This window comes from Paracoccus sp. Ld10, from assembly GCF_045064235.1.
Taxonomy (GTDB): Bacteria; Pseudomonadota; Alphaproteobacteria; order Rhodobacterales; family Rhodobacteraceae; genus Paracoccus.
The window spans coordinates 43,914-54,589 of sequence record NZ_JBISHD010000002.1 but is presented as its reverse complement, the minus strand read 5'-3'; the positions used below and the strand labels follow the sequence as shown (position 1 = coordinate 54,589).

General features: G+C 62.2%; 8 protein-coding genes and 4 pseudogenes. 3 read left to right on the top strand and 9 right to left on the bottom strand.

Going from position 1 to position 10,676, the window contains the following annotated elements; translation table 11 throughout:
* Window positions 1-291: pseudogene (locus ACJJVR_RS00555) on the bottom strand (helix-turn-helix domain-containing protein); the annotation flags it as partial.
* A 135-nt stretch (window positions 292-426) separates the two neighbouring features.
* On the opposite strand from ACJJVR_RS00555, the pseudogene ACJJVR_RS00550 reads away from it, so the two are divergent.
* Window positions 427-656 (top strand): annotated as a pseudogene (locus ACJJVR_RS00550) (hypothetical protein); the annotation flags it as partial.
* A 271-nt stretch (window positions 657-927) separates the two neighbouring features.
* Here the strand turns inward: ACJJVR_RS00550 and ACJJVR_RS00545 are convergent.
* Complete coding sequence (locus tag ACJJVR_RS00545; RefSeq protein WP_405401364.1) at window positions 928-1,110, bottom strand: hypothetical protein; 183 nt, start codon at window positions 1,108-1,110, stop codon at window positions 928-930.
* A 693-nt stretch (window positions 1,111-1,803) separates the two neighbouring features.
* On the opposite strand from ACJJVR_RS00545, the gene ACJJVR_RS00540 reads away from it, so the two are divergent.
* A complete protein-coding gene (locus ACJJVR_RS00540) occupies window positions 1,804-4,053 on the top strand; it encodes a methyl-accepting chemotaxis protein (protein ID WP_405401362.1) in 2,250 nt (749 codons plus the stop codon).
* Between the two features lie 868 nt (window positions 4,054-4,921).
* On the opposite strand, the pseudogene ACJJVR_RS00535 reads toward ACJJVR_RS00540, so the two are convergent.
* The 6 genes and pseudogenes from ACJJVR_RS00535 to ACJJVR_RS00510 all read right to left on the bottom strand — a co-directional run.
* Window positions 4,922-5,216: pseudogene (locus ACJJVR_RS00535) on the bottom strand (hypothetical protein); the annotation flags it as partial.
* A gap of 68 nt (window positions 5,217-5,284) precedes the next feature.
* A pseudogene (locus tag ACJJVR_RS00530) lies at window positions 5,285-5,377 on the bottom strand (transposase); the annotation flags it as partial.
* Between the two features lie 173 nt (window positions 5,378-5,550).
* Window positions 5,551-5,814, bottom strand: a complete 264-nt coding sequence (locus ACJJVR_RS00525) for a hypothetical protein (RefSeq protein WP_405401361.1) — start codon at window positions 5,812-5,814, stop codon at window positions 5,551-5,553.
* Window positions 5,815-6,316: 502 nt separating this feature from the next.
* Window positions 6,317-7,246: an MYG1 family protein gene (locus ACJJVR_RS00520; protein ID WP_405401359.1), complete on the bottom strand. Its 930-nt coding sequence runs from the start codon at window positions 7,244-7,246 to the stop codon at window positions 6,317-6,319.
* 127 nt (window positions 7,247-7,373) lie between these two features.
* The gene (locus tag ACJJVR_RS00515; protein ID WP_405401357.1) at window positions 7,374-7,685 is read right to left on the bottom strand and encodes an ETC complex I subunit; all 312 of its coding nucleotides are present in this window, start codon (window positions 7,683-7,685) and stop codon (window positions 7,374-7,376) included.
* A 70-nt stretch (window positions 7,686-7,755) separates the two neighbouring features.
* Window positions 7,756-8,088: a hypothetical protein gene (locus tag ACJJVR_RS00510; protein WP_405401355.1), complete on the bottom strand. Its 333-nt coding sequence runs from the start codon at window positions 8,086-8,088 to the stop codon at window positions 7,756-7,758.
* 75 nt (window positions 8,089-8,163) lie between these two features.
* On the opposite strand from ACJJVR_RS00510, the gene ACJJVR_RS00505 reads away from it, so the two are divergent.
* A complete protein-coding gene (locus ACJJVR_RS00505; RefSeq protein WP_405401353.1) occupies window positions 8,164-8,439 on the top strand; it encodes an I78 family peptidase inhibitor in 276 nt (91 codons plus the stop codon).
* Here ACJJVR_RS00505 and uvrB read toward each other — a convergent pair.
* A complete protein-coding gene (uvrB, locus tag ACJJVR_RS00500; protein ID WP_405401352.1) occupies window positions 8,436-10,622 on the bottom strand; it encodes an excinuclease ABC subunit UvrB in 2,187 nt (728 codons plus the stop codon). The two genes, ACJJVR_RS00505 and uvrB, sit on opposite strands and share 4 nt — an antisense overlap.
* Window positions 10,623-10,676: the final 54 nt, after the last annotated feature.

Genomic DNA, 10,676 nt, shown 5'->3' with positions numbered 1-10,676 from the left:
TCATCTAACGGCAGCAGCGTGTGCCGCCGGAATGCGACGATCATTGCCTCCTCCGCTTCGGTGAGCAAGGTTGAACGCGGCTTCCTCGGGCCGGTCTTCAAATCCTCGACGGTCGCACGCTTCCGCCACTTCGCGACCGTCTTGGGATTGATGCCCAGCTCTTGGCTCAGCTGCGCGAGCGAAGCTTGCGATCATTCGGGCCGACCCTCGGACCGATGGCGGGCCCGTCCTCATTATTGCTGCTCTGACGGCGTACGTGGTCCTGGCGCTGCCATGACGAATTTGTCCCATAATGCTTCCTTCCATTCCAACGAAAGGATCACACCATCAAACCGTGGGATCAAATACCTAGCGCAGGCGGATCGGATCTTGGCGGACTAGGACCATGACGCTGACCGATTTTGAAAAGCGTTTAAGGATAGGAAGATTATACTTTGCATCCCCGGCCGGAGGACCCGAAAAAAGGCCGTGAAATACGATAAGCGCCGCTACAAAAACAGAATCGCATCGAGATCATGCTCGGTCGCCTGAAGGACTTAAGACGTGTCGCCACGCGTTCCGATATGTGCCCGAAGACCTATCTTTCCGCAATCGCCTTGGCTGCAACCGTCCGGTTCTGGCTTTTAACCTCAATGAGCCTGAACCCTGAGTTGTGAACCGCATTCAGTTTCATGGTTTGACGAGGGGTGACAGAATGCTGACGCTGAGTGGCCATCAGGAATGCCGCCACTAACATCATCCAAGCGTATTCCGCGACGTTTTTCCGCCTGCCTTTCGACAATCAGCCATGGCGCGGCGCGGGTCATCTTATCCGTCCAGATCAGTCATGGGCGACGATGACGTTTCAGCAAGAAGGGTCGTGTGCCATCTGTGCAGCGGTCTGCAAATGCGAAACGATCATCGGTCACGCGTCATGGCGACGCCCCATTACGCAACCTGCACGATATACCGATGGGCATGGCGATCAGGGCCGCGCACTGCCCGTCTCTGGAGCTGTCTGCTACAACGGAACAGGGGCGCCGATGCGTTCGGGTTGCCCGGATCGATATGCTGGGCGGGAATGGCGCCGATCGGGTGATGGTTGGGGGCGCTCTTCGTGATGTCGGCCATGTTGCTTTGGGCAGTCGGCCGTCGGACAGCGTCGTTTGCCGCGCCTCTGTCCGTTTGGATCTCTGTTTGCGCAATCCAAGCCGGTGACAACCGTCCTATGGGCAAGGTTGTCCCTTGAGCCACGATCAGGTCAAACGAACGTGGCTTATGGCAACCGGGACGAACCTGCGGGCGCATGTGGTGGACGTACCGGTCAGCCGCCGGCGCCAAGATGCTCCGAATGCTTGGTGTACAGATGGTGCACAGGCACAGACCTGACCACGAACCAGATCATGTCGGTGGCGCGCTTCCTGGCCCGACATTCCGGATTTGGGGCATCCATTTCTTATGCCGTCCTATCTGGTTGCCCCCCCGCACAGGGACGTTGCGGGCGGCGGGCAGGGGGCACATGCCGGGTATAAATGTCATGCTGGCAGCCAGCGGCCGTCCCTTACGGCAATGCGCAACCCGACAGCACGGCTTAACGGTCGAACATCCTGCACGCGGACTGCCCCGGGAAACGTATCACCGGGGTCGTCCCGCGTCTTTGTCAGGATGGTACAGGCGAACACCCCGCGGTTCCAGCCACCCCTGACGGCCGGAGATGCCGTGATTGCTCCGCGCTTTCCGCAGCCCGGTAACGGATCGGAAACCTGCCGATGATATTCTGGCATGACGACCCAGTTCCCACCACTCCCCAAGAGAGGGGCAAGCATGCCGTTCCGATCCATGTCCATCCGCGCCAAGCTGGCCGTGTCTGCCGCTGCCCTGACCGCGTGCGCGATCATCGCCGTCATCGCCCTGACGACCACGCTGATGTCGCGCGCCTCGTCGCGCGCATCAGAGGCGCATGCGGATGCCCTTATGGGCAGCTATGCGGCGATCATCACCCAGGAGATGGGCAGCGTTATCGATACGGTCCGTACCAGCGTCGCGGCGATTGACGGGGCGATTGCCACTGACCCTGCTGACCGTGATGGTCTGGCGACCATCATGACTTCGGTCCTGCGGACACGACCGGATCTGGTGGGCATGACGCTGGCGCTGCAGCCGAATGCGCTTGGTCCCGACAGCGCCTTTGCAGGCAGCCCCTATGCGGATGCGACAGGGCGGTTCGTTCCTTATTTCGTCTACGCGGCCGACGGCAGCATCCAGATCGAACAGCTGGACATGCGTCCCGAAGCCGGGACGGACAGCTGGTACGACCGCCCCCTGCGCGAGGATCGCAGCTTGATCACGCCGCCCTACCTGTACCCCGTGAACGGGGCCGAGGTTCTGATGACGACAGTCAGCGGTGTGGTACGCGACGGCACCCGCCCGGTCGGCGTGGTGACAGGCGACCTGTCGCTGGACAAACTGGCCGCGAGGATCGATCAGTTGCGCCCCTTTGGTGACGGCCGCGTGCGGCTGATCAGCTCTGGCGGGATGTGGATCGCGCACGAGGATCGCAGCTTGTTGGGACAGCCGGTTCAGGCGGCTGATCAGGCTTTGATTGCGTCGGGGCCCATGCACTATGCGGACGTTGACGGACAGCAGATGATGGTTCTGACCGGCTCCGTCGCGTTTGGCGGCATGGACGAACGCTGGACCCTGCTGATGCAGGTGCCCCGCGCGACCGTGATGGCCCATGTCACGCAGACGCGTGACCGGGCGGTGCTGACCGCGGCGCTGTTGCTGGTGGGAACATTGATTGTGGTATGGTTCGGTGCACAGATCATCTCGCGTCCGATCGAAGGAATGACGGCGGCGATGACCCGTCTGGCCGATGGCGATCTGGACACGTCCATTCCCCATTCAGGCCGCGGTGACGAAATCGGGGCGATGGCGGGTTCGATGCAGGTGTTCCGCGATCGTGCCCTGACCGCCCGCCGTCTGGAGGCCGAGGCAGAGGCCGACCGCGCGGCCCGCGACCGCGATGCCCGCGCCGAAGCCGACCGTCAGGCCCGCGTCGTGCGTGAGATCGGCGCCGGGCTCGATCGTCTCTCGGCCGGCGACATGACGCATCAGATCTCAAGCCCCGCCCATGACCCTTTTCCCGAGGGCTATGATTCGCTGCGGCTTGCATTCAATGGCGTCGTGAGCGGGCTGTCCGACACGATCCGACGCATCACCGATGTCGCAAATCAGGTGCGCGGCGGTGCGGATGAGATCAACATGGCGGCGGGAGAATTGTCCAGCCGGGCTGAAACGCAGGCGGCCACGCTGGAGCAATCCGCGGCGGCCCTCAACGAGATGAGCGAAAGCCTTCGCCAGACCGCCGACCGTGCACGCGAGGCCGAACGCGCCAGTGGACAGAACCGTGACATCGCCAGCGCCAGCGCGGCGGTCGTGGCCGATGCCGTTACCGCCATGCAGGGCATCCAGCGTTCCTCGGAACAGATCACCCGGATCATCGGCGTCATCGACGATATCGCATTCCAGACGAACCTGCTGGCGTTGAATGCCGGTGTGGAGGCCGCCCGCGCGGGCGAGGCGGGTCGCGGTTTTGCGGTTGTCGCCTCCGAGGTGCGCGGATTGGCACAGCGTGCGGCGGAATCCGCCCGCGAGGTACGGGGACTTGTATCGGAAAGCGCGGCGCAGGTCAGAACCGGTTCCGATCTGGTGGGTCGCACGGGCGACAGCCTGGGAATGATCTTGGAAAAGGCCTCGGCTGTGTCCGAACAGATCGCCGCGATCGCTCTGGCCACCGCCGAACAGTCCATCGGCCTGTCCGAGATCAACAGCGGCGTGAACCAACTGGACCAGGTAACCCAGCAGAACGCCGCCGTGGCCGAAGAGGCGACCGCCGCGTCGATGTCACTGCGCCAGCAGGCACAGGTCCTGTCGACCGAAATGGGGGCGTTCACGGTGTCCGATCAGGCTCCGCCCACGCAGCGCCCGTCGCTGGCGCCGGATTTTGCCGTACAGGCCCGGCCTATCCGGGTTGCAGCTCCGGCCGGGCGCGGGCAGATGATGGAGTTCTAGGTTGCCTTGTGTACGGTCCTTATTAACGCTCGTTTGTGAGGACTGCGACACTTGGTATCGCACGTTCTGCGAACTGGGGCCCTTTGGCACCGTGATCTATACGATCAGCAGCGATGTCGGATCGCCTCGAACGTGGTAGGTGTGTTTGTGGCCCTGTCTCCTGACTCAAGCCCCGCACAATGTTAATTCCTGTGAGGGGCTTTGTTTCACATATCGGCTGCGGGTCGACGCTCCGGTTTTCCATATAATCTCATCGCCCTTCTTCAGCGACAGGGATGCCGGGTGGGGTGATGCCGTTCAGGACGGCGAACCGGCTCGGATGCGTTGCAACGTTACGGTCGAAATCCCGATAAGTCGGGCGTGTGCCCGGCAGCGCCACACAGTGCACCCTCGTGTTCACGCTGCTCCGGCGGTGATCGCCCAGAAAGTGGCGCGACGCGGTCATGGCTTCGTTACGGGCAATTGTTAAGAGCCGTCATGGTCTTGCGTTTCTGCGGGGCGGTATGACTGCGGCGACATCACAGGCGCATGGCATCGTGGCGCTTGCGGGTGTCGAAGGCCCCATCAGCGGTGACGGTGGCGATCTGGTCCAATAGATTGGGCAGCATGGGATCGTCATCAACCTCAGTAGCGTAAGACCCGGCCGCACATAGCTTCAGCATTTCCCAATCAATTTCATGTTAATTGTACGAAAGACCGGGCGTTTGGTAGCCCCATGCTTGCGTGTTCATCTGGAGAGCAGTCCCTGACCGGCGTCTGGCCCTCCTTATTCCACTTTGGTTGTCTTTCAATGCCGGTGCTATCGGTCAAAAGGTGCAATGGGCATGCCGGGCTGTGATACGGGATGTTGACCGTCCGGCCAGTCGCCCTATGTGTTCAGTCCCGACATTTGGTGGGTGGGATTTAGGATGAATCGATCTAGGTCTGAAGTCCATGTCTTGCCGATGTATTCGTAGGGCGTGCGACGTCGTATGCGTCAATGAAGTCGGGCAAGTGCGTGCGCAGCTGATCTTGGGTGTCGCAATGGTATGGTTTCACCGTCGCGTCCTTGATGGTTCGGTTCACCCGCTCAACCTGACCGTTTGTCGGGAAAACAGACCCAGGACTGTTTCCTGATCCTCGCAACTCCACGGATGGTTTGGCTTGGTCAGGCTGTGCTCGATCCCGCTCGACCATGTCCTTCGGACCAATGGCAGACACGGTCTCGCCCTTGCAGATCATGTCGAAACGCCGCCTTGCGGCAGACCTCGGCCACTGGCGTGCCTTCCTCACCCTGCTTCAGGACAAACGCCTTCTGCGCCTCCGTGAACCTCGATGCCTTCATCATTCTCTGCTCCTCTCCCAGCCAGGGAAGGTTAACCGAAAACTCCAGTTTCAAACGGTCCAGTTTTCAGGGGGCAGAGCAACCGTGTGTTGGCGGTCTACCGGCGGGCGAACTGGGGCCCGCTGCCTATTTCCGGGGTGGCGCGGTGTGGTTGCGCAGACTCCTTGGGGAATTCACGTCACGGAGACAATGCCAGAACAAGACTGTCGGATGATTTGAACAACCCCGGTTCGCCGATACACAGGTTCAGATGAGTATTTCATGATGAACTTCGATGGCGGCGGCCAAATGCGGTGCCGTCCGCGCACATTCGCGAACCACTTCCCGCGAAGCGAAGCACCGGATTGCTCTGCGAATGTCTCTGGAAACGCGCCCAGTTCGTAGGTTTTATTGATAAGATAGATCTGTTGCGACAGCCCTAAAAGCGGCAGCGGCATCTGGTCGACCTTATGGAGACACGGCAGGCGCAGAGCGCCCTGAGAGCCATGCTGTTCCGGGACGGACCGGCGGGACGCCGGTAGCATGGTGCGCCTGGTTGACTCAGGCTCGTTCCGGGCTGTTCACTGCACATCCACGTCGGCGCGCGCGCATATTGGATAGAGCACGCAAGGCCATCCAGCAGCGTGATCGCCCAAGCGCCCTCACATTGCCTGGCTGTCCGCAGGCATTCGGGAGCCTTAAGGGACGCGGTCCCGATGGTGCCGCAGTCAGGCCTGTCGGCGGCCCGCGCGCCGACCACGGACCTAGGCATGCACCTGAACGATCTGAGGCAAAGGCTGCGGCGCCAGGCAGGGTGGGCGAAATAGCAGAGACCGGGACATGGTGGCCGACCGCGCACGTACAGAACCGCGTGACGGAAAAGGCCTCGTGACCGAAGCCGGCAGGACATTGTTGCGGCATTTAGACGAATGCTGAATGCCTGTGCATATTCGGCGGCGGTTATTCCGCACTCTTGCTGGATATTGCATGTGCAACTGCAAGGTCCGCGAGCCGCAGCCCCGCCTTGCGGTCTGCAGCGACGGCGATAAAGCATGCGTTATGGCAGAAACGGGCACCTGGGACGCCGGAGACGGCTTCGAAGGCCGCATCTGTCAGGCCGGCCCAAGCCTGTGGCAGGTCGGCACGCAGTTCAAAACCGTCGGCATGTTTCCGGATACCCGTGATGGCCCAATCTGTTTCACGCGGATGGACCACGAAAAGCAGTTGATCCGCCCCCGCATCCGCAACCGCCGTGCGGAAGGGCATCCCCATGGGCAATTCCAGCACCCTGCCCTCGCCCGCTGCGGCGATGGCGGCGATCACGACGGCTTGGGCCCGCAGTTTCGCAGCCTTACGCGCAATGGCTGCTTCGACAAAGGCGCGTGCAATCAACAATGCGCGGTCAAAGGCGCGGTCGTCGGCATCGGGACTACGGTCGTCGAAGACGGGTTTCAGGCTTTCAAGCAGCAACGGCAGGGACAGATCCGCCAGTGGACCTGTCGGTGACAGGGCGCCGTTGTCTACCAGGTCAATGGGCAAGACAAAATCTGCATCGAACCCGGCATGCACACGGTCGATGTCACCCTCCGGCAGTCCCGTCGCGCGCAGATAGTCACGACCGAACTGTCGCCAGATCAGCCCGAAAGAGCTGTAGGGCTGGCCGTCATCGCGCAGGGGCGGGTTTTTTTGGTGGTGATCGAAAATCAGCCTGTCGGCATCAAAGTCGCGGCCAACATCATAGATCACGCGATCCGGCGCCGGGGTGGTCCATGCCGCATCGCGCGTGCGCAGGATCTGCGCCTCCGGGTGCAGGCGGCTGAGGATGACGGACGACAAAAGCTCATCAGCGTGAAAGCCGCCGGAATGCGTCACGAGGTGCGTAATGGTCATAGACTGCCCCAAAAAACAGATGACCGCCCAACGGCGGTCATGGAAATATCAATATCTGGCAAAATCTTTGCACCTAACGGAGCAGAGATGCCCGTGGCCGGCAGCAACCGTGGCCCGAACGACAGCCTCAGTGGCTCCAGGGCTCGCGGCGGTCGGTCGCGAAATTTTCGCCATAGCCGCGGGGGCGGATGTTCGTGCCGCGGCGGTGCGGTTCCTGCGCGACGAATTCCAGACCACGGTCGCGGGCATAATCCTCGGCCTGCTTGCGGGTGTCAAAGCGCAGGCGGACCTGGCTCTGCGTGTCGCCGCTGCTGGTCCAGCCCATCAACGGATCGACCTCGCGCGCATCGGCGGGCGGAAATTCCAGAACCCAGCCCTTGGTCTTGGCGGTACCGGACTGCATCGCGGTGCGGGCTGGCTGATAGATGCGCACGGGCATGGAGTATCCTTCGGATTGACTGTTCGCTATATCGCCAAATCCGGGCTGCGGATCAAGCCCCCTGCCCCGATCACTCCGACGCAGGTCGAGGTTGTAGGGCATCGGGCCATTCGGGGAATGGAACGCCAAGCTGCGCCGCCCCACTCTGCTTGTCCAGCAGGCAGACCGACAGCTCTGGCGCAAGGTCCGGAAGCGTCGTGACGACCAGCGCCAGCGCGTGGGTTTCCGTGCCGAATTCGTTCGGGGTCACAGCCACGTCGGCCCCGGGCGCGGCGTCCTGTGCCAGCGCCGTACATTCCGCCACGGTGCGTTCGCGCAATTCGGACCATGCATCGTCCGTGGAGGATTGCGCCATGGCAGGCCAGAATGCCACCATCGCCAAACAAACCGTACGCTTCATCATCTTGCCACCGGAACAACTGAACATGGCCCACGTTGGCATCCCAACGCGCCGTTGTCACATGAGAGAGACGTGATCATGACCCTTCTTTGCCGCCCTGCCGTCCGTGTATCACTGCTGATGCTGACATTGGGTGCCTGCGCCGGCAGCCCCTATGACGTCGCAGCCCGTCAATGCGACATGTCCCAGCACCAATCACTGGTCGGTCGCAACATCGGCGAGGTCATGCTGCCCCCCAACCTGCGCAAACGCGAGGTTCACAATGAAGGCGTCATGACGCGCGATTTCAATCCCGCGCGCCTGACCATGTTTCTGGACGCCAAAGGCTGGATCGCCCGGGTCGAGTGCAGCTAGCCGCCGCGTTTGGACCGCTTGTTGCCGCCGCGCTGACCAGCCCGCCCGGCAGTCGATCGTCCCGATGACTTGACTGCGGCCTCGGCCGCATCCTCGATCACCGATTGCCGCGCCATCGGATCGTCCGAGATCGCCAGGTCCACCGCCTCCAGCCGCTTGACCTCGTCGCGCAGGCGGGCGGCCTCCTCGAACTCCAGGTTCTCGGCGGCCTTGCGCATCTGCGTGCGCATCGCGTCCAGATGCGCGGCCAGATTGGCGCCCACCATCGGCTTGTCCACGCGGGTCGTGACGCGCGACTGATCGGTATCGCCCTGCCACAGCCCTGCCAGCACATCCTCGACGTTCTTGCGGACGGTCTGGGGCGTGATGCCGTGCAACTCATTGTACGCGATCTGCTTTTCGCGGCGTCGCTCGGTCTCTGCCATCGCGCGTTCCATGCTGCCGGTGATCCGGTCGGCATACATGATGACACGGCCATCCTCGTTCCGGGCAGCGCGACCGATGGTCTGGATCAACGACGTCTCGCTGCGCAGAAAACCCTCTTTGTCCGCGTCCAGAATGGCCACCAGCCCGCATTCGGGAATGTCCAACCCCTCGCGCAACAGGTTGATGCCCACCAGCACGTCGAATGCACCCAGACGCAGGTCACGCAGAATCTCGATCCGCTCGATCGTGTCGATGTCGCTGTGCATATAGCGGATCTTGATGCCCTGTTCGTGCAGGTATTCGGTCAGATCCTCGGCCATGCGCTTGGTCAGGGTGGTGACCAGCGTGCGGTATCCGGCGGCGGTGACGCGGCGCACCTCGTCCAGCAGGTCGTCGACCTGCATCTCGACAGGTCGGATCTCGATCTTGGGATCCAGAAGGCCGGTGGGGCGGATGATCTGTTCGGTGAACACGCCGCCAGTCTGGTCCATCTCCCACTGCGCGGGCGTCGCGGACACGAACACCGACTGGGGCCGCATCGCGTCCCATTCCTCGAACTTCAGCGGGCGGTTGTCCATGCAGGACGGCAGGCGGAACCCATGTTCCGCCAGCGTGAACTTGCGCCGAAAGTCGCCCCGGTACATGCCGCCGATCTGTGGCACCGACACGTGCGATTCGTCGGCAAAGACGATGGCGGTGTCGGGAATGAACTCAAACAGCGTGGGGGGCGGTTCGCCCGGCGCACGGCCAGTCAGATAGCGGCTGTAGTTTTCGATGCCGTTACAGACGCCCGTGGCCTCCAGCATCTCGATGTCGAATGCGGTGCGCTGCTCCAGACGCTGCGCCTCCAACAGCTTGCCCTCCTCGGTCAGCTGCTTCAGGCGCATGGCCAGCTCTTGCTTGATCCCCTTGACGGCCTGCTGCATCGTCGGGCGCGGCGTGACATAGTGGCTGCTGGCATAGATGCGGATTTGCTTGAAGCTGTCGGTCTTGACCCCGGTCAGCGGGTCGAACTCGGTGATCGCCTCCAGCTCGTTGCCAAAGAAATCGAACCGCCAGGCGCGATCCTCAAGGTGGGCGGGCCAGACCTCGACCAGATCTCCGCGCACGCGGAATGCGCCGCGCTGAAAACTGGTGTCCAGCCGCTTGTACTGCTGGGCCACCAGCTGGTTCAGGAATTCCCGCTGGTCATAGCTGTCGCCCACGACCATGTCCTGGGTCATCGCGGAATAGGTCTCGACCGAACCGATGCCATAGATGCAGCTGACGGATGCCACGATGATCACATCGTCGCGTTCCAGCAGCGCACGCGTGGCGCTGTGGCGCATCCGGTCGATGGCCTCGTTGATCTGCGATTCCTTTTCGATGTAGGTATCGCTGCGGGCCACGTATGCTTCGGGCTGATAATAGTCGTAATAGCTGACGAAATACTCGACCGCGTTTTCGGGAAAGAATCCCTTGAACTCTCCGTACAATTGCGCCGCCAGCGTCTTGTTGGGCGCCAGGATGATCGCCGGACGCTGCGTCGCCTCGATGATCTTGGCCATGGTAAAGGTCTTGCCGGTCCCGGTCGCCCCCAGCAGTACCTGGTCGCGTTCTCCCGTACCCACGCCCGCCACCAGTTCGGCAATGGCGGTGGGCTGGTCGCCCGCCGGTTCAAACTCGCTCTTCAATATGAAACGCTTCCCGCCCTCCAGCTTGGGGCGGGTCACTTCGGGAACGCGCGTCACGGGCGCGTTGGTGTTGTTGTGACCCATGGGGTTCCTGATCCGTTCGGCGTTGCCCTCAAGATGTGATGGCAGCCGCCCGGT

What these genes read in the sequence shown, in the direction of transcription:
- ACJJVR_RS00545 (WP_405401364.1), bottom strand. Translation starts at nt 1,110, where the DNA reads ATGGCCGACATCACGAAGAGCGCCCCCAACCATCACCCGATCGGCGCC.
- ACJJVR_RS00510 (WP_405401355.1), bottom strand. Translation starts at nt 8,088, where the DNA reads ATGATGAAGCGTACGGTTTGTTTGGCGATGGTGGCATTCTGGCCTGCC.
- ACJJVR_RS00525 (WP_405401361.1), bottom strand. Translation starts at nt 5,814, where the DNA reads ATGCCGCTGCCGCTTTTAGGGCTGTCGCAACAGATCTATCTTATCAAT.
- uvrB (WP_405401352.1), bottom strand. Translation starts at nt 10,622, where the DNA reads ATGGGTCACAACAACACCAACGCGCCCGTGACGCGCGTTCCCGAAGTG.
- ACJJVR_RS00515 (WP_405401357.1), bottom strand. Translation starts at nt 7,685, where the DNA reads ATGCCCGTGCGCATCTATCAGCCAGCCCGCACCGCGATGCAGTCCGGT.
- ACJJVR_RS00540 (WP_405401362.1), top strand. Translation starts at nt 1,804, where the DNA reads ATGCCGTTCCGATCCATGTCCATCCGCGCCAAGCTGGCCGTGTCTGCC.
- ACJJVR_RS00505 (WP_405401353.1), top strand. Translation starts at nt 8,164, where the DNA reads ATGACCCTTCTTTGCCGCCCTGCCGTCCGTGTATCACTGCTGATGCTG.
- ACJJVR_RS00520 (WP_405401359.1), bottom strand. Translation starts at nt 7,246, where the DNA reads ATGACCATTACGCACCTCGTGACGCATTCCGGCGGCTTTCACGCTGAT.